Annotated in this window: 23 protein-coding genes and 1 pseudogene; 9 read left to right on the top strand and 15 right to left on the bottom strand. The window is 44.1% G+C overall.

Features of this window, described 5'->3' with window-relative positions:
• Positions 1–20 precede the first annotated feature (20 nt).
• Positions 21–389 (top strand): hypothetical protein, encoded by a 369-nt coding sequence (locus tag ITG12_RS18210; protein WP_038881798.1) that lies wholly within the window; start codon positions 21–23, stop codon positions 387–389.
• Positions 390–615: 226 nt separating this feature from the next.
• On the opposite strand, the gene ITG12_RS18205 is transcribed toward ITG12_RS18210, so the two are convergent.
• The 7 genes and pseudogenes from ITG12_RS18205 to ITG12_RS18175 all read right to left on the bottom strand — a co-directional run bounded on the left by ITG12_RS18205 (position 616) and on the right by ITG12_RS18175 (position 8,574).
• Positions 616–1,506, bottom strand: a complete 891-nt coding sequence (locus tag ITG12_RS18205) for a sigma-70 family RNA polymerase sigma factor (RefSeq protein ID WP_038881799.1) — start codon at positions 1,504–1,506, stop codon at positions 616–618.
• 290 nt (positions 1,507–1,796) lie between these two features.
• A complete protein-coding gene (locus tag ITG12_RS18200) occupies positions 1,797–3,056 on the bottom strand; it encodes a hypothetical protein (RefSeq protein ID WP_038881800.1) in 1,260 nt (419 codons plus the stop codon).
• A complete protein-coding gene (locus ITG12_RS18195; protein WP_038881801.1) occupies positions 3,049–3,762 on the bottom strand; it encodes an ABC transporter ATP-binding protein in 714 nt (237 codons plus the stop codon). Before ITG12_RS18195 ends, ITG12_RS18200 begins: the two co-directional genes overlap by 8 nt.
• Positions 3,762–4,997 carry an FtsX-like permease family protein gene (locus ITG12_RS18190; RefSeq protein WP_038881802.1) on the bottom strand — a complete coding sequence of 412 codons (1,236 nt, stop codon included), beginning with the start codon at positions 4,995–4,997 and terminating at the stop codon, positions 3,762–3,764. The genes ITG12_RS18195 and ITG12_RS18190 overlap by 1 nt, the downstream gene beginning before the upstream one ends.
• The gene (locus tag ITG12_RS18185) at positions 4,987–6,216 is read right to left on the bottom strand and encodes an FtsX-like permease family protein (protein WP_038881803.1); all 1,230 of its coding nucleotides are present in this window, start codon (positions 6,214–6,216) and stop codon (positions 4,987–4,989) included. Before ITG12_RS18185 ends, ITG12_RS18190 begins: the two co-directional genes overlap by 11 nt.
• 66 nt (positions 6,217–6,282) lie before the next feature.
• A pseudogene (locus tag ITG12_RS18180) lies at positions 6,283–7,015 on the bottom strand (outer membrane lipoprotein-sorting protein).
• A 116-nt stretch (positions 7,016–7,131) separates the two neighbouring features.
• Entirely contained in the window at positions 7,132–8,574 is a 1,443-nt protein-coding gene (locus tag ITG12_RS18175) for a sensor domain-containing diguanylate cyclase (protein WP_038881806.1), read from the bottom strand.
• A gap of 362 nt (positions 8,575–8,936) precedes the next feature.
• Here ITG12_RS18175 and ITG12_RS18170 point away from each other — a divergent pair, with 362 nt between their 5' ends.
• Positions 8,937–10,100: a threonine/serine exporter family protein gene (locus ITG12_RS18170; protein ID WP_038867439.1), complete on the top strand. Its 1,164-nt coding sequence runs from the start codon at positions 8,937–8,939 to the stop codon at positions 10,098–10,100.
• Here the strand turns inward: ITG12_RS18170 and ITG12_RS18165 are convergent.
• Positions 10,072–10,356: a ribosome alternative rescue factor ArfA gene (locus ITG12_RS18165; protein WP_038881808.1), complete on the bottom strand. Its 285-nt coding sequence runs from the start codon at positions 10,354–10,356 to the stop codon at positions 10,072–10,074. The genes ITG12_RS18170 and ITG12_RS18165 overlap by 29 nt on opposite strands.
• Before the next feature lie 368 nt (positions 10,357–10,724).
• On the opposite strand from ITG12_RS18165, the gene ITG12_RS18160 reads away from it, so the two are divergent.
• From ITG12_RS18160 to ITG12_RS18145, 4 genes are all read left to right on the top strand, one after another.
• Complete coding sequence (locus tag ITG12_RS18160; protein WP_005433440.1) at positions 10,725–10,934, top strand: cold-shock protein; 210 nt, start codon at positions 10,725–10,727, stop codon at positions 10,932–10,934.
• 73 nt (positions 10,935–11,007) lie between these two features.
• Positions 11,008–11,553 (top strand): YaeQ family protein, encoded by a 546-nt coding sequence (locus ITG12_RS18155; RefSeq protein WP_038867436.1) that lies wholly within the window; start codon positions 11,008–11,010, stop codon positions 11,551–11,553.
• Positions 11,540–12,082 (top strand): hypothetical protein, encoded by a 543-nt coding sequence (locus ITG12_RS18150; RefSeq protein ID WP_038881811.1) that lies wholly within the window; start codon positions 11,540–11,542, stop codon positions 12,080–12,082. Before ITG12_RS18155 ends, ITG12_RS18150 begins: the two co-directional genes overlap by 14 nt.
• A gap of 128 nt (positions 12,083–12,210) precedes the next feature.
• Complete coding sequence (locus ITG12_RS18145) at positions 12,211–12,570, top strand: glutaredoxin (protein WP_038867434.1); 360 nt, start codon at positions 12,211–12,213, stop codon at positions 12,568–12,570.
• A 79-nt stretch (positions 12,571–12,649) separates the two neighbouring features.
• Here the strand turns inward: ITG12_RS18145 and ITG12_RS18140 are convergent, their stop codons facing one another.
• Positions 12,650–13,276 (bottom strand): OmpA family protein, encoded by a 627-nt coding sequence (locus ITG12_RS18140; protein ID WP_038881812.1) that lies wholly within the window; start codon positions 13,274–13,276, stop codon positions 12,650–12,652.
• Between the two features lie 370 nt (positions 13,277–13,646).
• On the opposite strand from ITG12_RS18140, the gene ITG12_RS18135 reads away from it, so the two are divergent.
• Together ITG12_RS18135 and ITG12_RS18130 are read left to right on the top strand one after the other, a co-directional pair.
• Complete coding sequence (locus tag ITG12_RS18135; protein WP_038881813.1) at positions 13,647–14,279, top strand: thiol:disulfide interchange protein DsbA/DsbL; 633 nt, start codon at positions 13,647–13,649, stop codon at positions 14,277–14,279.
• Positions 14,280–14,293: 14 nt separating this feature from the next.
• Positions 14,294–14,767: an FKBP-type peptidyl-prolyl cis-trans isomerase gene (locus ITG12_RS18130; protein WP_038881814.1), complete on the top strand. Its 474-nt coding sequence runs from the start codon at positions 14,294–14,296 to the stop codon at positions 14,765–14,767.
• A gap of 85 nt (positions 14,768–14,852) precedes the next feature.
• Here ITG12_RS18130 and ITG12_RS18125 read toward each other — a convergent pair whose 3' ends face one another.
• The 6 genes from ITG12_RS18125 to ITG12_RS18100 all read right to left on the bottom strand — a co-directional run bounded on the left by ITG12_RS18125 (position 14,853) and on the right by ITG12_RS18100 (position 21,102).
• Positions 14,853–15,791 carry a hypothetical protein gene (locus tag ITG12_RS18125; protein WP_227741162.1) on the bottom strand — a complete coding sequence of 313 codons (939 nt, stop codon included), beginning with the start codon at positions 15,789–15,791 and terminating at the stop codon, positions 14,853–14,855.
• Complete coding sequence (locus tag ITG12_RS18120) at positions 15,781–18,180, bottom strand: fimbria/pilus outer membrane usher protein (protein ID WP_038881815.1); 2,400 nt, start codon at positions 18,178–18,180, stop codon at positions 15,781–15,783. Before ITG12_RS18120 ends, ITG12_RS18125 begins: the two co-directional genes overlap by 11 nt.
• A gap of 47 nt (positions 18,181–18,227) precedes the next feature.
• The gene (locus ITG12_RS18115) at positions 18,228–18,890 is read right to left on the bottom strand and encodes a fimbria/pilus periplasmic chaperone (protein WP_038881816.1); all 663 of its coding nucleotides are present in this window, start codon (positions 18,888–18,890) and stop codon (positions 18,228–18,230) included.
• 50 nt (positions 18,891–18,940) lie between these two features.
• Positions 18,941–19,453, bottom strand: coding sequence for a hypothetical protein (locus ITG12_RS18110; RefSeq protein ID WP_038881817.1), 513 nt, complete (start codon positions 19,451–19,453; stop codon positions 18,941–18,943).
• Positions 19,454–19,632: 179 nt separating this feature from the next.
• On the bottom strand, positions 19,633–20,268 hold the full coding sequence (locus ITG12_RS18105) for a response regulator transcription factor (RefSeq protein ID WP_038881818.1): 636 nt from the start codon (positions 20,266–20,268) through the stop codon (positions 19,633–19,635).
• Between the two features lie 231 nt (positions 20,269–20,499).
• A complete protein-coding gene (locus tag ITG12_RS18100; RefSeq protein ID WP_038881819.1) occupies positions 20,500–21,102 on the bottom strand; it encodes a beta-phosphoglucomutase family hydrolase in 603 nt (200 codons plus the stop codon).
• Between the two features lie 76 nt (positions 21,103–21,178).
• Between ITG12_RS18100 and arfB the strand changes: the two genes are divergently transcribed.
• Positions 21,179–21,592, top strand: coding sequence for an alternative ribosome rescue aminoacyl-tRNA hydrolase ArfB (gene arfB / locus ITG12_RS18095; protein ID WP_038867424.1), 414 nt, complete (start codon positions 21,179–21,181; stop codon positions 21,590–21,592).
• The last annotated feature ends 66 nt before the right edge of the window (positions 21,593–21,658 follow it).

Here is a 21,658-nt window from a genome sequence, read left to right as displayed (position 1 = left end):
TAGAGGTATTTAGGATTCAGATGTATACATTTGTTGCTGACAAATTGGATGTGGTTTATTTATCAGCGATACCGGAAAACCACACATTACAGGACTTTGATGTGCCTGAAGAAGAACTCGAAATCCGCGAGATTGTCGAGGTGTGGTACGAGTGTGCATTTTTGCCTGATTTCAATCTCGAGCAAATCGACATCGCAAACAAAGCGGAGCTAGTGGCAACACAAACTCAAGTGGTGAACAACTACACGAGCACCCTCGCTTTCTTACTCAAGAGCAGAGTGTATCGAGCTGCTCTTAACCGCGTGTTGAGTATCTGGACACTCGAACCCTCCGCGAAAACACAACTTGAGTTACTGCTTTTTGCCGAAGAACAAGCAAAGACCAACTGAGCAACACGCAGATAGAAAAAAGCCAGCAACGACGCTGGCTTTTTAGAAGCTATTTATCGGTGTTTATACCAATCACAGTAAGTAGGTTATCAAAGTTAGCGCAGGAAAAACGCTTGAGAACAAGGCTAAAATTTTCGATAAGTAGTGATTCTACAATTAAAATTTTAAACGACGTTATCGAGCGTTTTAACCAGCTAGATTGATCACTTATTTGCTACGATTGGTATTAAACCCATCCATCAAACTGAAGACGTTTTTGTATTCGCTCTACCGCCTCTTTCTGCATTTGTCTCACGCGTTCGTTAGAGACATTCAGTAAGTCCCCGACTTCAGCTAATGTTTTCACGTTATGTTCAAACAAGCCAAAACGATGAATAAGCACTTGCTGTAACTTTACAGGCAATGTGTTAACGACGTGTTCCAGTGCTTGAGTAAAGCAATAGTCTTCGCAATCTTGCTGTGGATCTGTTGTGTATTCACTTTCGCACTGTTCGAGCACAAATGGCGCATGATTAAGGTCGACAGTCGTTGAAACATCGATAAAACCACTCAACGCAACTAACTCATCAACACGCTCTACCTTTACGCCTGAACAATAGGACAACTCTGAAATCGAGATGTCTTTGCTCATGGTTTTGCTCGCATCATGCTTTTTCGACGCAAGGCTATTTATCTCTTTACAAACGTGAGCAGGTAAACGTACCGTGCGACCGTTGTTCATTAATGCCGCTTCAATGTTTTCGCGAATCCACCACACTGCGTAAGTTGAAAAGCGATAACCCGGCTCAGGATCATACTTGTCGATGGCTTTGATCAAGCCAATGTTGCCCTCTTCAATCAAATCAAGCAGCGTGAAGTTGTTGCCAGTACGTTTTAAGTAGCTTTTGGCAATCTTCACCACTAAACGCAAATTAGATTCGATCATCACCTCGCGCGCTTCTTTATCCCCCGCTCGATTGAGTTTGGCATAATGCAGTTCATCTTCTCGAGAGAGTAAATCAATCCCCACGATGTCTTTTAGGTAATGTGCATAAGGATCTTTACCTGCAGAAAGCGTTTCTTTCATTGGCATCTCATCCGTGACACCTCGGGACCTAGCAAAACACTCGTTGTTCATTTCCCCGTCCTTATCAGCCAACTTTACTGGTGTAGCTCTTTGGCTACTTTTCTCCGTGGCTCAATTAATATGCCACCCAACGAATAACATTCGTTTTACGTTGAGTGTAGACAAGGCTTTTTAGCTTTACCAAGAAATTGCATTTAATTTCATATCAACCCTGCACTCAACTGTCAAAGCGTGAGCGGGTTGGTATTTATGGAGCAGCATTCAGTATCGTATTTACATCAGAGTTGATAGAAGAGTTTCACTTACTAACTGCTAAATAAATTCACTTTTAAAACATATATTTAAAAACTGTATTTAATATTAGCAAACAACAAAGTCGCAGGTACTTCGCCAAACAAACTGCCACTGCTACCGTTAAAGCTTTGGATTACCGTGAACAATTGCCAGTCATTAGCGAGGGAGTAGTTACTCGATATCCCAAGGAAATAGGAATGATCGTCGTAGTAACTGGTTGAGAGAGTGACGCGGTTTAGAGGCGTTAAGTCAAAGCTCACATCGGCATACCATGTATTTCGTGTAAAGCTCAACGTTTTTGCATCGAGAGGAAGGTTCAAATACGCCAATGCGCTTGATGCATCTTGCGGCTCAGAGATAAATAACCACGCTGCACGCCCCATCCAGCTGCGTTTGCCGCCAAAGCTGTAATCCGATTCAATACTGGCAACTGTGGTCTTTTTGGTCGGTTCACCCTCAAATTCTGGATCAATGGGGTCAAACCATGTGAGCTCTCCACGAAAACCCGCATCAAACACATCCGTTGCAAAACCAGCACCGAGTAAGTAATCCATCCGAGCTCGCCCTGCAATAAACTGATAATCCCATCCCGATTGATTGGCGAAATAACGCAGTGAGGCACTGTCTTGCCCTGACTGACGAGCTGGTGAAAACACCAAATCTACGCCGTCGGCAAAGCTCAGCTTTCTGCTCAGCATGACCGCATCCGTGCCTGCCCGCTCTTCATAGTCAAAATCGTAAATCGAATACGCATTGTAGATATCGTTTGGATTCCATATCGTATTCATCGACCAATTGATACGAAAGCGCCCTAGTTGCGCTCCCCAGTCATTTTGCTGCCAAGTGAGATATAGACGATCAAGCTGACTGTTAATGACCACATCATCTTCATGCCAGTTTTTGCTCAAATCCATGTAACCAGAATCCAACGCAACCAAATCGGCATAGCCAGGAAAGTCGGTAGAATCGCCCCAAAGTGCTCGATTTCGTAGCCCAACATTCACACGCCAACTAGAGGAAAAACGGTATTCAAAGTTAAGTCGATTGTGTATCAGGTTATCGAACGTATTATCCGTTCCATCAGGAATACTGTAGGTTGCCATGTATTTGATGTAACCATCCAAATCCCATGACTTTTGAGGCTCTAATCCGGGAACAGCAGACAAGGCAGAACCAGCCTGAAGACTGAGCAATGAAAGACTTAACGCCTTAATAAACACTGCATTTACTTTTGTGCAGGGCAAGCAAGTATGTAATCGGAGAGTTTTGGTGCAAGTCGCAGACAAATAGGAAACAGCTCTATGCATGCGACCTCTCTGCGCGATTATCAATATTGCTGAAATCACGCGCTAAACGACCGTCTTCAAACACGATAATCCGGTGAGCACGTTTTATCACACGCGGATCGTGGGTCGAGAAGATAAACGTCGTTCCCTCTTGTTCGCTAAGCTGCTCCATAATGTCGAGCAGCTCAGCGGTGCTTTGGGCGTCTAGATTGGCAGTAGGTTCGTCCGCCATGACAAAACGAGGCTTCGGCGCTAAAGCACGAGCAACCGCAACACGCTGCTGCTGCCCGCCGGACATTTTACCTGGCACCTTATTCATCTGTTCCGCTAACCCTACTTGTTCAAGCAAGGACGTCGCACGTTCACGACACTCTCGCTCAGTTTTACCTTGCAGGTGCATGACGAATTCCACATTCTCAAGCGCGGTTAACACAGGTAACAAACTGTAGTCTTGGAAGATGAAGCCTATATTATCGCGCCGATAGGCAATCAGTTCTTTTTCTGACATCGATGAAATCATGCAACCGTCGATTTCCACTTTGCCAGAGCTTGGGGCATCAATACCGCCAATCATGTTCAGTAACGTCGTTTTACCCGAACCAGATGGCCCCATGATCGCAACAAATTCACCCTGCTTAATCTCTAAGTCTACCGACTGCACTGCGTGCACAGGGTAATCACCATCGGCGTTGTAAATCTTAGTTAGGTTTTCTAGTTTGATGGTCATTAGCTTTTCTCCGCCATGGTATCCACAGGTCGATGCTTCAAAATTTGTCGTGCGGGATACAGGGCTGCGATAAGGCTGGCAACAAAAATCGCGACAATGATCATTTGATATTCCGCTATTGATACCCGTGGATAAAGCAAGGTATCCACGCCATAAGCCCCTAGCCCTTCCGCCATGCCAGCCAGCGACAATCCGGTAACACTTAGCACCTTAAGCATAATTGCACTCCCGAGTAACCCAAGCGCACAACCGCTTAATCCGAGGAACAAGGTTTCGAAAACAATCAACAAGCGTATCTTGTGTTTTTGCATCCCGACAGCCATTAACACACCGAACTCTCGTGTGCGTTCAAACACCGACATCAGCATGATATTGACGATGCCGAGGGTCATCGCCAGCACAAACACCACCAACATCACTTGGTTGGAAACATCCATCGTGCTCATCATGGTAGAGAGCAAAGGTTGGATCTCCTGCCAAGGTCTCACACTGAGCAAGTCTTTACTCTCCGGCGGCAAAATAGAATGAGTGAACGCCAGTAACTGCTTGAGCTCAGCATCGTCATTAGAAGTAAGGAGTATCGCGATTTCGTGCGTGCCACTCAGCCCCGCTACCTTTTCAAGATCCGCTTTTCGGACGTAAACATTCCCGTCATCAAACCCTGTCGATGGTGTTTTGAATATACCTCGAACACGAAACGCCGCCCCTGCAACCTCCCCGTTCACATCAGACAGAGTAAGTACCACTTTGGAGCCAACGCGTAGCTTCAATCGTTCGGCTATCTTGCTCGAAACCAAAATCGGATTTCTACCTTCTTCACTCAGCCATTCCCCGTCGACAATATGTTTCGAGAGTGGCGTGATGTTTTGCTCTTGCTCGATATTAACGCCGTTGATGCGAATACCACGTGTACTGCGCGCCGACGCTATCATGCCATCTGCTAGAAATCGCTCAGAGATGGCTTTCACTTCTCGGTTACTCGCCAACACTTTGGTTATCTTATCCGCATCGGGAATTACATCTTTAAGCTCAGGATTGACCAAATAGGACTTTTGCTGGATCTTCAAATGACTGGTTTGCCAAGAGATGGCGTTCTTGATCATGCTATCGACCAAGCCATTCATGAACCCCATCATGGCAACCACGCCCATCAGGCCAAATACCATGGCTCCGAGCATAATTGAGGTTCTCAACTTGTTGCGCCACAAGTTACGCCAAGCCAACTTAACCAGCATGAGCACCTCCTTTTAGCCCTGCCGCAATGGGCATTCGAAACATGCGAGCCATTGGGTAAAGCAGACATAACAAAAGAATGAACAGCACGACGGCGATTTGATTGAGCAGTAAGTATGGGGCGAGCGAAACGGGCACAATAGGTTCAAAACCACTTTCGCGCATGAGCTTGGCAGCATCGCCGGTAATTTCGATTGGATTAAAGTAGAAATACCCCAACACAGGGGCACTCACGATAAGCCCAATAAGGATGCCAATGACGGACATAAACAGAGACTCTATCGTGAGCAGAAGGACGAGCTTGGAGCGCAACATTCCGGTTGCCAGCATGACGGCGAACTCGCGCTGGCGTTCCAATGTCGTCATCAAGATTGTCGCGAACAAGCCAAAACCAACAATACCGTAGAGAATGTAAATCAAGAAAATGCCGCCCGCTTTATCCAAGGCGATTTGCTGTGCCATTTCAGGCGACAGCTCTTTCCAATCTTTCACGGCTACGTTATCGCCATACTCGGCTTTAAGCTGTTCAACAGTATCAGGTAGATCTCTTAGACTCTCAGTATTTAAAACCCATGCGGTGACTTGGTCATCCAATGAATACAGGTTTTGCGCAGTATCGAGCGGCATGTACACCAACTGAGAATCAAGCTGCTGCAAAGGAAAATGAAGAATGCCCGAGATTTGATACAAACCTGCCGCGGTCTGTCCTCGATAACCGGCACCGTAAAGTACTAATTCATCGCCAACCTTGAGTTGTAAATAATTCGCTAAACCACCACCAACTAGCACTGATTTTTGCCCCGATTGGATGTAGCTTCCCTCAATCAACTTGTCGCTGATATTGGAGTACCGGTCTTCAGCTTCAGACTCAACGCCTAGTACCATCACGCCTTTTGAGCGTTCGTCTTTTGCGGCTAAAGCAAAAGACTCTACCCGAGGCAATACCACATCAATATTGGGATTGTTTTTCGCCGCTGAAATGAAGGTGTTGGTTTGCGGTAAGACATCATCAATGCTGGAAGAGTCACCAAACTCGGGGTTTTGCAGTTGAATCAACCCGGTATAAAACTTGGCGGCATTTTTGATATTGGACGTGTAACTCCCTTCTTGAAACGCTCGCGTAATAAGCGAAAGAAACAGCACCAATGCCAACGCAGACGCCGTCAGTAGTGTCCTGCGCTTTTGTCGCCAGAGGTTTCGCCAAGCCAGTTTCACAAGCATTGATTCGCTTCCTTCCGTTGATATTTGATTATCCGTTTCTTCTTTTAGCCGTTCGCTCACCCAAACTTAGTCGCGCAGCGATTTCATCTGTTGCTGAGAGAAAAAACTGTCATCGATATCAAAATCAAACTGCGCTTGGTGAGTAATGAGTACGGTTTTGTTTTCTGGCTTATCAAGCGGCTGCATTTCCATTCTGGTTGCTAATTTTCTCCCGCCGAGCTCTTTCACGTCATAAGTCGTCATGACGTTTACTCGCTCATCAAACTCATCGTAGAATTCCACTTTGCGCTGCAGGTAGGTGGATTGAGATATCCACAACGTGACTTTGCTCCAAACCACGGGAGCATCGGGCTTAGCAACCGCATCTATCACCCAAACCTTGTCGCCATCAAATGTATCCTCGCCTTTCAATTGATGCTGATAATCGACCACAATGGAAGACTGGTTGATCAAGTCATCGTTGGTGAAGTCTGAGCCCATCCACGACTGGCGCAATTTTGATGACGCGTTCAATACTCGGCACCCAATTCCACATTTCGCGCTGGCGTTTCAACGAGGCACTTCCTTTGTCCTTGGCCGGTGCTGTCACTAATACGAGCGATAAATCCGTTCCTTTAGTCCAACTTTTCATTGTCATTGAACGTGTCCAATCAGGCCGAACAATCTCCATTGTTGATTCGCTGTAGCTCGAGTCGCCTCGCATTGCTTGATCTGACTTTTTAACAATGTCGGAGGCACTTTCCGCATGCAAAGAACATGAAGCAGTAACACACAGTAGAGATAATAAGGCTTTATACATGACATACCTCAATGTTAGAAAAACAATGATTTACTAAAAAAATAACAATGAAAACAGTAGGTTCAAATCAGTATAGCAAGCAAGATGGAGGGGGTAGCGAGAGGTGGTTCAAAGTTTTACTGAACCTTACGAAGTAACGGCTCAACGTTAGTTCTATTAATGATCTGAAAAACAGCGCGGTTCTTACCATTGGCCTTACCGCAATACATAAGTTGATCTGCGTCTTGTAAACTTAATTTTGCATCGAATGTTGGATAGAAAGCGCATCCTAGGCTGACACTAACGTGCATAGTTTTTCCATCTAGCAATATGGGAAAATCGTTTATCCGAGCACAAATTTCCCTAGCAAGCACTTCTGCTTCTTCCGCGGAGAGTGCTGCTGTCACCAAAGCGAATTCTTCACCACCAATACGAGCAAGCGTCATGCGCTCATCAATAACGGATTGCGCGGTATTCGCAACCGCGACGATCGCTTTGTCCCCAACTAGGTGACCAAACTGGTCGTTAATCGACTTAAAGTCATCGATATCAAACACCATCACAGTCAAGTTGCTGCGAATGGCGCTCAGCGTAGAAAGTTGCTCTATCAAATGACGGCGGTTGTAGAGCTTTGTCAAAGGATCAGTCAGGGTCAATTCGAATAATTGTTGGTTGGCGAGCGTTAACTGCCGAGTTCGTAACTCGACAGTTCGTTTTAATGAAAAGATATGAAACATTGCAGCGATGATAAGAGCAAAAACGGCAACGGGGACAAGGTAAGTGGGGTATACGGTTTTCACATGTATCCAGCGGCTTAAGATGCGATCTTTATCCGTTTCTAGCACTCGTTCAAAGGCATGTGAAATTTTTGCAATGGACATAGGGCTGCCAACACCTGCTGCAATTCTTAAGTCTTTACTATAAAGATGCAACGCAGGAACGAATGTCAGGCCCCCTGGCACGGTTGCCATGTAAAAATTAGTGACTTGCATATCAGCTACGAATAGGAAAATTTTCTTCTCTGCCGCGGCACGCAGCATCGCATCATTATTTGCATAAAGGGTGAGTGTTGCTTTCGGGTATCTTTGCCGTACAAAGAACTCTTCGTAGCCACCTTTTACGATGCCCACTTCCATTGCCGAGTCGCCCTTAAGCACCGCATTGATTTCAAGGCCCAGTATGTCCTTGTTGATATACAGTTGGGTATCAATTGGCATGATCACCGAGCCAAAGTCTAAATAGGTATCCCTCTCTCGTGAATAAATCAACCCAGCATGAATATCAGCCTTGCCCTCTTTCACGGCTTGTAACGATGCTTCCCAGTCTAAGAGTAGAAATTCTACGTGTAGATGATTTCGAGCTGCAAATTCTTTCCAAAAGTCGATAAGAATGCCTTGAGGTTCACCATCTGGCGTTAGGTAAGAAAAAGGTTTCCACGCTTTAGAATTGGCGACAACAAGTGTATCTTGCTGCGAATCATGGCTATAACAAGCAGCACTGTACAACACCGTCATCACCAGCGTTAAAAAGAGCAGCTTTGTGCTTTTCCAACCATAAGAACTATAACGTATGAGGTACATACAAACTTTCGCCAACCTTAGGTTCATCTCGTCTAAGACTTCAATCGAACCTAAGATATAGCAGAGACTTATCAAACTGGTAGAACACCTTATTGATATGAATCTAAATTAATACATATTTTCTCAAAAATGATACTTTTTAGCTATTCGTTACTGCCAATTGATAAGCCTTTGTGATGAATTTTATATCGAGAATAGTATGGTAGAACTCAAACGTTTGCTTAGAATTTTTATGCAGCAGCGAAAACACCTGACATAGCCCACAAAAAAACATAAAAAATGTAATGATTATTCGCTCGATAACTGTGGTTTTTGTTAACTTACGCGCAATTTTTTTGTGACCCGAATTTTTCGCTTTCGCTATGCCTTCTCAATATAGAATTAACAAAATCGTCGAAATTGGCGATACATTGCACCGCAGTGGTTGCGCACCATACAAGGTAGAGAAGTACACTCAACACTATGCTCAAAAGCATGGCGTCGATGTGATGATCCAAGCGACACCGACTGCGATCAACTATCAATTTCCCGATGACAACAACGCTGTGGTTCTTAAGCGCCTAAAACCTGCCTCTATTAATCTAAGCTTGTTAGCGAACACCATTATTCGGATCAACCAACCGAGTAGCGACCCCGTTCCTGAACCTGCGGGCTATCCGCCTTGGGTCATTGCGCTTGCGAACATGGGCATACCGCCAGCGTATTTAATGTTAGTTGGTAGCACATTAGAAGCGGTTGGTTTTGCATTTTTACTCGGTTTTATGGTGTGGGGCTGTCAGCAGGTCTGTCGGGCTCGACGAGCAATAGCCGTCGAGTTCATCGCCGCCCTATTTACAGGCATCATCGTTGCCTATCTTTCCAGCACAGGTTTACCTATACCCGTTTGGGCATTGTGCATCGCGACTATTGTCTTATTTGTGCCGGGACTATCTATCGCCAACTCACTTGAATGTTTAGCATTTAATGATTTGGTTTCCGGAACGAGTTTACTCGGACAATGCGCACTCACATTGATCAAACTGTTTGTCGGCATCACTATGGGTCTCAATATTGGCGAGGCGATTTGGGGGCAAGCCCAGTCCATCGCGTATACCAACGAGATCCCGATTTGGATGCACATCAGCGGCTTATTTTTAATCTCTGCTTGTTTGGGTGTGATTTTTAATGCCCGTCTGATCGATATTCTATTGGGCTTACCCGTTGCTATGCTCGGGATGTGGGGACCTTTCTACCTTGGATTTGAAAGTGGTTGGGTGGTAGGCACATGGGTAACAACCGTGTTGATCACGTTGTACGGTACATGGATAGCGAAAAAGATGGAGTTAACGGGGTCCATTTACATTGTCCAAGGCATCATCATTTTGGTTCCAGGCAGTCGCGTGTTGGTTAGCGCAAGTCAATCTGTGTTTGAACAATCAATTCTACCAATACCAAGTATTGGTCTTTCTGCCCTGTTTATGTTCTCGGCCATCGTTGCTGGACAAATCACCGCTTACTCTATCTACTCGCCAAAAATTGAACGCTAGCCAACATCGATTCTTCAGCCATGAAAAAAGCCCTATTCAAAATCCACTGTAGTGAAAACTTTGAATAGGGCTCTTTGCCTCTATGTTTCGCTTTTCTGTTAAAACTGCCTTTCCCTTTCTTTGCTTTTACTACTCGAGTTTTGAATAGTTGGCTGGTTATTACTGCTTTTAGTGCGTTATCTTTGATTTCGCCTCGGCCGAATTCGGTATCTTGATGACATTCATTCAGCTGAGGAGTCGGTTTTTTCGTTGCCATAAGTCCTCCGCAATGGTCGAACCAGATTGGACAATAATTTTCGAAAATAGTCAAATTTGTAGAATTAAATTCATTTTATTCTTCAAAAACTTCACAACAACGTCATTTATTTGAAATTTCATCAAAAATACAGTGGTTAAAAAGTGACTAAATACAAATATTTGCCCTATAAGCACCAATATATGTTGACTCTGCCTGTATTTAACCTAGACTCTCTCACGGCTAGAAAGAAAGTTCTTTGTTTTCACATTTCGTTGGATTACTCGTAATTCCCCCGTCCTGTGGTACGCAATAGCAATTTATTTTTCCACGCTATAAGCGCCGTATTAGGCGAAGATTTACATAAATTAGATATTTAGGAAATAGACATGTCTAACAAAGCTACTGGTACAGTTAAGTGGTTCAACGAAACTAAAGGCTTCGGCTTCATCCAACAAGAAAACGGTCCTGACGTTTTCGCTCACTTCTCTGCAATCCAAGGTGACGGCTTCCGTACTCTTGTTGAAGGCCAGAAAGTAGAATTCGAAATCACTCAAGGTCAAAAAGGTCCACAAGCTGAGAAAATCACTCTAGTTTAATCCTTTAAGATTTTGATATGGTAGCCAGCTCTAAGCTGGCTATTTTTTTGCCCTTAATTTATTGATACCCCTTATGGCTTTAAAACCGACAATTTACAAGTTTCGTATCGCAATCTCCGATATGAACAACGACCACTACGACTCTAAGAACCTAACCATCGCCCTTCATCCTTCAGAGAAACCACAACGCATGCTCGCGCGTATTTTGGCTTTCTGTCTTAATGCAAAAGATGATTTAGAGTTCACGAAAGGTCTTTCAACAACTGAAGAACCGGATTTGTGGCGGGTGGAAGACGATCAGAGCATCACGCACTGGATCGAAATTGGTGAACCAGAACCGGACCGCATCAAGAAAGCAACCCGCTTAGCAAAACGTGTAAAAGTGTATACCTACAACACAAAAGCATCCGTTTGGTGGGACAAGATGGCAGGCAAATTTGGCATGCTTCCTGTTGATGTGGCAAGTTTGGATTACGACGCTATCGACTTGATTTCACAACACCTTGACCGCGGCACTAGCCTTTCTGTTATGATTACCGGCACCTCAATTTTCGTTGATATAAACGAACAACACGTCGAAGTGACGGTGAAGGAATTACAAAGTAATGACGCCTCTTAATGAACTGATCCAAGAAATGGGGTTCAGAAACATCCCTTTCGTTAACGAGCATAAAGCCGCGAGACGACGTTGGACCAAAGAACAAGCCCCATTGTTCATTAGAGTATGTGAAAACAAGCCTGAAACGGCGCCTGCCCTGCATTTACTCGGCCTTTTGACCAAGTCTCATATTGAAGCCAGCGCACTGTACGAGCAGCATTCCACGTCTTCTCAACATATGCAGAAAGCGCTGAGTGATACCTTAGGCGATGAGCATGCAGACAAGTTTACTAATCAGTCCGCAGAAGACTTAATACTCATCACTCACTTATGGCTGTATACGCAAGGCTACTTAAACATGGATTTTAGTCTTGCTCATGATCATGCAGAACAAACTCAAGAAAGCCTTCAGCACGAACTCGTAATTAAACGTATGGATCTCGATGCTTTCCGTACCGACTTAATGCAGAGCTTCTACCTTGGTAAAGAAGCAACCCCAGCCAAATCGAATGGATTATTTGGTTGGTTAAGGCAACTCTTTTCCTCATAAAAAACATGGTTTTGTCAAAACCCGACACCTGCTAGACTACGCCCTACATACATGCAACGATTTCTTAACTATTGAGCTCGTTGCATGCTCGTAAAGGACACTCATCCATTGAACATCAAGGGATCATTATGACGTTTATCCGTTGGATTTTGGGAAAAATCATTTTACTTCTCAATGCTGTATTCTCTCCTCGTGGCGTTAAACGTAGCGAAGAAGCTCAAAAAAGTGTTGACGAAAAAGCCACACATTACGCGCTATACCAATTTGAAGCCTGTCCTTTTTGCGTAAAAGTTCGTCGAGCGATGAAACGCCAGTCAGTAAACATCGAATTGCGTGACGCAAAAAATGACTCAGTACATCGTGAAGCACTGGAGCAAGGTGGCGGTCGCGTTAAAGTACCGTGTCTTCGTATTGAAAAAGATGGCGAGACACAATGGCTTTACGAATCTTCAGACATCGTGACATACATTGAAAAAGAATTTGCCTAGTTCCCCCTAAGAACATTGGCGGATGTAGAAGAGGCACCTATTGGTGCCTCTTTTCTTTGATGCGAAAACATTATTCTGTTTACTGATCCACAATCAACATTAGTTCTACTCGACGGTTACAAGCTTTACCAGTTGACGTCGCGTTGCTGCATTGTGGTACGTATTCTCCAAAGCCACGAGAAAACACGCGCTGGCGCGGTAAACTCGTCGCCAACAATTGCTTCTCGACTTCACGAGCTCGCTTTTCTGACAAACTGTCGTTGAAACTTGCAGCACCTGTACTGTCCGCATGGCCATCAATCACGACATCGACATCCGTTCTGCCTGATAAATAATGACCTAGGTTACGAATCCAATCTTGAGATTGCGAAGAGAGCTTCGCTGAGCCAGTTTGGAAATGAACCTGCTCTTTCAACCGAATCATAAGATGCTCGCCACTGATGGTTTCGTGGGCGATTTGATGCCTATTTAAAAACATCTCCAGTGACATCACGCCCTGTGGCTTTTTTCCCATCGAACTCGTCGCTTGTGTAGTCTGTCTCGGTGCAGAAACATAAGAAGTAGGTGCGTAACCCCACTCTGGATGTCTTAGCTCTGAATTTGTTCGAGGGGCGGTATCAAGAATGTTCCCCCCTGGGACCATGTTAGGATCCATGCTGGTGCATCCGGCTAACATACCGCATGCAACTAAAAACCAATGCTTCATACTGTTACCAACGTAGAATGAATTCCTGCTCACTGTGTCGGCTCAAAATGTCCAAACTTTAGTGCTTTCGTTTTTCTAATCTATTTTCCAAGCACCTATCGTGCCAATGTTTTCTTTTACTCGACAATTTATCGGTGTTTCCAAAGGTTTAACCGCCTATCCCATCATATGCACATCACTAAGTTGCGACCAAATTTTATGAGCTAACATCCGCTAACACGATTTAGGGCAACAAACCACGCGCCATAACTATGTTTTGACTAAACTTTCTTCGATTGTCTCACTTTAGTGTAACAAGCCGTTTTAATGGTTTTCGTTGATAACGTTAACCGATAAACTATCGATAACTTTACAATCTAGAGCGTCACCCATGTTTAAAACCATTTCTAAAGGCGTTGTCCTTTTTGCCGCAGTAGCGGCACTTGCTGCTTGTGATAACGGCAATTCTCAGCCACAACAAGGTAAACAATACGAAGTACTGCCAACATCATTGACGGAATATGACCTAGCCCCACTGACGGAAGTCTTCTCTCTCAACTGTGGTCACTGCCGTACAATGGAAACCTTTGTTCCTCAAATCGAATCACTCACTGAACAGAAAGTGCAAAAAATGCATGTGACGTTCAATGAAAGCGCGCAAATCAGTGCCATCATCTTCTACACAGCGGTTATGCAATTAGATGGCACACCAGACAAAGCATTCATGGAAGAATTGTTTGCAGCAGTCCAAATGGGGTCAGAAGCGACGACTGATGAGCGTCAAGCAGCAGTAGAGAAAGTATTTGAATCTCGTAATTTAATTAGCCCATACCAATTGGACGAAGCTCAACAAGCTGAGCTGTTTAAGTTCATTACAAAGGCAGAAGAAATCACAACTCGTGGTCAGATTAACTCAGTACCTGCCTTTATCGTAAACGGCAAATACCAAGTGATCACTGGTGGTCATGAAACCGTTGAAGCAATGGCAGACACCATCAACTATCTGCTAAAACAACCAAAATAAGACAAGGAGCAATTGTGTCTAAATTTCTGTTTCCTCTTATCATTTTCATCCTAGCTGGCTTTTTTATTTACCGCACTTGGACAAACCATAAAGTCGCAGATGAAAACTTTGCAAAAGGCCAAGCGTTCTTGCTAGAAAACAGCAAAGCCGAAGGCGTCATTACAACAGAAAGTGGCCTACAGTACTTAGTACTAGAAAAAGGCACTGGTGAAGTCCACCCAACAGCGAACAGCAAAGTAAAAGTACACTATCACGGTACACTTATCGACGGTACGGTATTCGATAGCTCAGTAAATCGTGGCGAGCCGATCTCATTTGGTCTTAACCAAGTGATCAAGGGTTGGCAAGAAGGTTTACAGTACATGGTTGTTGGCGAAAAAATCCGCCTGTTCGTGCCAAGTACACTAGGTTACGGGAAAAGTGGCTCAGGCCCAATCCCACCAGCGAGCGTCTTGATTTTCGACGTGGAGCTATTGGATATCCAATAACCTCTCCATAAACTAAAAAACGCCGCGATAATCGCGGCGTTTTTGTTTTATTGGTTTAGCTTATGAACTCAACATCCAATCGTAGTCAGTATGCAATCAAACTTACCGTCATCTCATCTTCATACTGCCCAGCGGTGGCTCCGGGTACGGCTTTGTTTTCAAAAGCCATGTTGAATCGAGTTTGATTACCACGTCGAGTATTTAAAAATATAGGGCTATCTAAGTCGATATTCTGCCCTTGCAACGAAGTGGTATAAGGGACCTTGTGAGTGGGTTTCCTTGTATTAACAAGATGGCCGTTATTCAATGAATTTAGCTCGAGTTTAACCGATGCATTGCTAATCACAATTATATCCAACGCTCTATGATTTTGGTTAGTCAGGTTCCCCATATCCACGGTGATTCTCGCCCCCGATACGGAAATGCGAGAGCTAGACTTAGCTTCAATCCTAGCACGAACGAAAGGCTTTATGGTGTAATCAAGGCTGGCATTTTTGACGACTGCGTCCACTTGCTTACCAAACAGAGACAGTTCAAAATCAGCTCGATAGTTCCCAGGCTGCATGATTTTACCCTCTGGCACTTGCACCCAAAAATCGACCTGTTTGCCACCACGGTTTGGTAATAAAAAATCACCTTGAGGAGTTCTATTTAAGCTTTTTCTTTGTGCGTTCAAAACTGTCGAATTCACCTTACCTTGAGGCCCTGTAACAACCTGCTGCCAACCATTTGATGGTTTGATGGCAATACCATTTACACAGTTGACCAAGCGGTTATCTAATTCGACTTTACCTTGAAACCACAGGGTGTCAGGTTGCGCCACTTTCAGTTTATACGGCACATCATTGATACTCACTTGAAACGAACCCTCACACTGAGCTTCATTGATATCACTTGCCACCACTGATGAAGTAAAAGCGGTCACAAGCAACATTCCTGCGATTGTTAAGACATCACTGCAACTTATCGTGTTCATCCTATTCACCCTTTCCTTAGCAGTACAATGCACTTGATTACTTGTCATTACTCAGCACCACTTTGATTTCGCCCAAATTAATCAAGCTCGAATCAGATTCCGGAATAGTGATAATGATTGGCTGGGTGCTCAAACCGTAAAGTTGAACCAAGTATTTACCGGGACTCAGTCCTTGAATGAAGAAACGCCCTTGTTTGTTTGTGAAAAACTCAATTTGTTCATCATCAACCAACACACGCCCTTGTCGGTACTCGATAGGTTCACCGCTAAGACGCTTCAAATAACCACTCGCGGTGTATGACGCATCGGAACCTATCGTCAACAAATATCCGGTAGCTGCCGCAGGCATTAGCTCAAGTTTGCCATCCCCCCAGTCATAACCAACGGGAGAATCCATCACGTTATAATCCATCGAATAACGAGCATAAGGTTGCGAGATAGAGACCAGACCATCAATGCTTTGGGTTGCTATCGCTGTCGGCCTTCCTTGGGAGTCTACATCTAGATTCGCTGTCGCTTCCCCCAGTGTTGAGTGTACCTCTGCAACGACAAATGGCCCACTGGTTGCACGCCCCCACCCCCAGTCGCCGTCAACCATACCAATTGCTGTCGCTAAGCGTACTGAAGCTTGGTATTGCTCGGAATCTTCTTTTCTCACCACATCACGGCTCACTTCAGACTCGGCTCTGAATCGGTTTGCGGTGTAGCTAAGTTGAGCTCGTTGGGTATCACGAAACTCATCCCGCTCAGCTTCAATTCTCACTCCGTAATCACCGACATAGTTCAAACCTTCATTACTAAAATACGCTCGGCTTCGTTCATTCTCACTGTTGTAAGAGAGACCTATACGATTTCCATGCTCATCCGAATACCAATTGTATTCAAAGGTAAACAAGAACCGCGTATCCGGTTCGTTATAACGCTCGGATTCTTCGTATTCGGTACCAGCCCCTACGGTAAAACCACCATGCCGCCAATTGAGCAACACAGAACCTCTCAACTCATCGTCATCCGGCGGAAGTTGCGTGACACGCCCCGTTAAGGTCAGATCTAAATCACTATTGATTTGCCAAAAATAATTCGCGAGATACTGCGTATATGAGTTACCCTCTTGAGACTCTTGCCAAGGCTTACTTTGAAAGTCATCCGATTTTTCAATTGCAAAACGTAAGTTCGGCGACTGGCTTTCGCCACTGCCAAAAATACTATTCTCGTAGTCAAGAGATGTTATCCACCCATCTTCGTCTGAACTTGCAGAGCTGAATGAATAACGCGCGGTGACATTACCGACTGCACTCTTAAATGTCGTCAATGCACCCCAAATTGCCCCTTCTTGGGCATACAAACCGTTGACTCCTGTCGTCAACCAATCGGTAACACCATATTCGATATAGCCTGTTGCCACCCATTCGTCTTGATACTCAACTTGACGATTGTCATAGATGATTGGTTGCCCAACGGAAAAAGAGTAATCAATCAGACCTTTTTTCAACAGCTTAGCGTTATAAAATTGAGTAAAGCGTAATACTTCCTGCTTACCAGAAACATAGTTAACGACAACCGTAATATCATTCGCACCGTTATCTAAAATCAGATTCTTAAGGTTGTAGCGCCCCGGCTCTAATCGCCCACCAGAAATTCGCTCACCGTTGACATAAACTTCCACTTCGGCAGATTCAAGCAGGACAAGCTGCTGGCTGCTCTCTGGGCTTGTCTCACGATCCGGCTGCAAGTCTGCATATCGACTCTCAACAGAAAAACCGCCCAGTAACATTCCATAAATATGCCCGGACTCACCGCTGATCACATCGCCGACAGATGTGCGCATTGGTAGGTTAGGTTTGTCATAAAAAGCAATCCACTCACCTCGGGAAAAATTTGTTGTTTCGTTATCCACTTCGAGGTAATTGGCGAAAAGAAAGTTAACACCATTAGCACCACCGATGTTGCCTTGTGACAGCCAATCCAGCGAAGTGTCCCAAGTCTCAACGCTCTCTTGCCAATAATTGTTATAGGCAAAACTAAAACTATTTAACCAGCTTAGCGAGCCACTTTCGGAGGGAACAAAATCGGGGTAACTAGACGATAGATTTATATCTTGCTCGCTAAGGATTTGCGCAGAGAGGCGGACGTCAATAAACAATGATTCAGTGTTGAGAGTGGCTTCTATACCACGCTCAGCGAGCGTTGCGACATCAACGAATGTTGATGATTCTGAGCCAAAAAACTGCTGCCACCATTCTGGGCTCACTCGCGGCCCAAGCAAATTTTGAAGCACATCAACAGATACGCGTTCTAGAGTCATACCGTGTATTTCAACAGGGAGATCGCCAAGCTGATTTTGCTCATATACTAGGGGCAAAGAGAGGCTGTAAGAGCTTCCCCATACAGCCCCAGAAATAAGGACAGCGATCGATACGACGAATGCGCGCCACATTGTAACCTTCCGTGTATATCAGTGACGTTATAAAAACTGGGGGGTCGTTAGTTCACAAGAAGTGACTCGACGTTCACCAGAACTTTCTGATTTGGTACGAGATATTGCATCGGCAGAACCGGTTCTAATTGTTCCCAGTCCCAACGCTTAGTCTGACCTTGCCAATCAACCGAATAAGTGTGTTTGTTTAGCTCAATAACACTTGAACCTGTATTGCTAATTTTCAGGTTCGGCTTCTTGCCATTGGACACAATGATTTCGCTAGAATAATGGTCTTGCGCATCTTGTGGAGACACAAATACAAGCGCTCCGATTCGGAACAACATCTGTATGGCATCTTTCTCAACTTCATTCGCTTTGAGTGGCAATTGGCTCACGATCAAGCGATAGGATTCTGCCACACCCTTAGGTGCACCAATATATTGCACTTTAATGGTCTGAGATTTCCCCGGTTGAATAAGAACTTGCGGTGGAAAGATCATCAAGTCACCGGTTTCAAGAAGCGACTCTTCATTGTTGAATTCGACCAATCGCTTAACACCAGTCACTTCGATAGGCAGAGGAGCAAGAGAGGTATTGGTTACCTTAAAAAATACCGTCGTCTCTTTCCCTGAATCGGAAAGAAATTGCACCATAGGAAAAAGCTCAAAAGCCAACACTTGGGCTGGCATGTAAATCAAGATAAGAAATAATATTCGAAGTGTTTTCATACAACATAATGGCTGAGGGATGGGCAGAGCCTCCCTCAGCACATTCCTTTCTACATGTGGAATAGAGTCACATACATCGCGCCGCTGTATTCACCCCAACGCGCACCAGCTTGAGGTTTAGAGGTAATTGAAAGCTTGTGCTCATCAGTCATCGTTTTATCTAGGTTGTTACTAATTTCAACAACTTGATGGATACGAGCAACGGTAGTGTCAATCCCTTTGTCTTTTAGCTTAGTTTCACCATTGAAGCTGTACTCCATTGGAATTTCATCTTCATTACTGTTGGTAAAACCGAACGGGTCAACTTGGACAATGCCTTTAGTACCGTATGAGTTGCACCATGTTTTAAAGCCAAATTCTTTGGTGTCAGATGATTTGGTCAAGTCGAAATTAATGACGTCCAAATTGCCGTAAGTCATCATTTCACAACGCTTAGGCACTTCACCTTTGAACTTGACATAAAAGTCTGCACGACCTTCGTCAGACCCAACGACCCAAGGGTTCGCAATGGCACCAGCCGATAAAAGTAACGCCATTGCTGCAAAACCTGCTAAACGTTTCATGATTGTTCTCCTTTACATTTATTCCTGCGGTTTAGACCAAAAGTTGAATTAAGTAGACGAGATAAATGTACGCCTTATTAACTTTTTTCCTATCGGTCATCTGACCAGCAATAATGAAATAAAGAATGAGGAAAGTATCATAAAAAAATAAAATTGATTTAGAACAATAAAAACAACAATTACTCCATCATTAAAGCACCAAGCTGATTACGACTCTGCTTCCCTGTTTTACATAAAATATGTGATACATGAGTTTTAACTGTGCTTAAACTTACGTTCATTTGAACCGCAATTTCCTTATTAGAATAACCTTGAACTAAATATAAGAATACTTTTTGCTCTTTCCCCGACAACTCATATTTCGTACCAAGAACTTCCATGGACAGGCCAGTATTTGATTGCCCTCTTACGATGTTTCTCAAGGAATAAGACATTGCCTCTCGACTAAACCAAAGCTGACCAGAGGTAACCATCCTTGTGGCTTTATGGAGAAGTTCTAACGTCATATCTGACTCAAGCAAGCCACACCACCCCAAAGAAATCAGCCCCTTAACACCTTCTAAGTCTTGTTGATTTGCATTCACAAGTATCCAAGCCCCTCCACGTGTAATTGGAGAAATTAAATGAAGAGATGGATTTCCTAGCGTAGAACGATCATAAATAACCAGATCATTTTCACTCAATCCCCAAAGTTTATTGACAGAAGTTTCAATAAAAAATGTATAAGCTTTAAAACTGTGTGAAAGACCCGCAATAACCAACTCAGACCACTCAGGATTTTCTGAAACAACAAAAACCTTTTGTGAGATCTTCATAATGCATCCTTTTAAGGATTGTAATAATTAAAAATAACAATTATAGAGAGTCTGAGTATATTACTTTATTATCAGATTGATATTTTGACTATCTTCACAATACAGTTTTTATTTATCTGGGTTGAATTTCGAAAACAGAAAATAAAATTAAAACAAAAACGCCGCGATTATCGCGGCGTTTTTTCTATCAGATAAAGCTATACCCAAGTAATCTCAAAGTGATTAGCTGTATTAAGCTTTCGGGTAAAATACCAGTTTATCCCCTTCCACCATGACACAATCCATGTCCGCGGCATGAGCGGCTTTTTTGCCAAGCTCGGTATCTTCAAATACCACACACTCTTTCGCGTTTAAGCCAAGCTGTTTTGCTGCCATCAGAAAAGTGTCTGGGAAGGGTTTGTGATTTTCTACGTCAGTAGCCGTCACGACTGCGTTTAGCTTCTTCAAGATACCCGCTTTCGTCAGTAATCGCAGTGCACTGTCACGTTGACTGCCAGTCCCAACCGCGATCTTCTTTTCGCCAAAGTATTGGTCAAGAACCGTATTGGTGCAGGAAATGATTTCGCCATGCAGTTCCATCTCTGCAAAGGTTTCCATCTTGAAACGAGAGACAGTTTCAGGATCGAGAGACAAACCATGCTCACGGTTCACTTCACCTACAATTTTGAAGCTTGGCATTCCACCTAAGCTGTGTAACCAGTCTTGATGAAATGGGAAGTCAAATCGATCGGCTGTTGCTTGCCAAGCGGCCAAGTGCGCTGGCATGGTATCAATCAATGTGCCATCCATATCGAAAATCAGACCTTTGTAGGGGCTTAAATCTATCGTGTTCATGTCAATTCTTCTATTTATACATCTCTAGTGGTAATTTATCAGCCATTGCAACAAACCATATTGGCATTTAGTAAACATGCTCAAAATTTCGAACTCCGTCACAATTCAAGACTGGGAAATCCAATTATCCCCCATCCGCGCTCAAGGAAATGGTGGGCAAAACGTTAATAAGGTATCGTCCGCGATACATTTGCGCTTTGATGTACGTCATTCCACATTGCCGGATTTCTATAAAGAGCGGTTACTTGCGTTGTCAGATAGCCGGATCACCAAAGAGGGAGTGATCATCATCAAAGCACAACAATTTCGGACGCAAGAGCAGAACAAAGAAGACGCATTAAACCGATTACAAGCGTTAATCCAATCTGCTAGCCGGACGGATAAGAAGCGTATTAAAACCAAACCAACACGCGCTTCGCAACGTCGCAGACTTGATAGTAAAAACAAGCAAGCGACAAAAAAACAGCAACGCCAAAGAGTGCTGTACTAAAAACGTCAGAGCTAACCATTGGGAACCTTTTTGGGCTCCTTACTTTAGTCAACTATTCAGGACAAG

The organism is Vibrio sp. ED002 (assembly GCF_023277445.1).
In the GTDB taxonomy this organism is placed as follows: domain Bacteria; phylum Pseudomonadota; class Gammaproteobacteria; order Enterobacterales; family Vibrionaceae; genus Vibrio; species Vibrio jasicida.
This window is presented reverse-complemented; position numbering and strand designations above follow the sequence as displayed.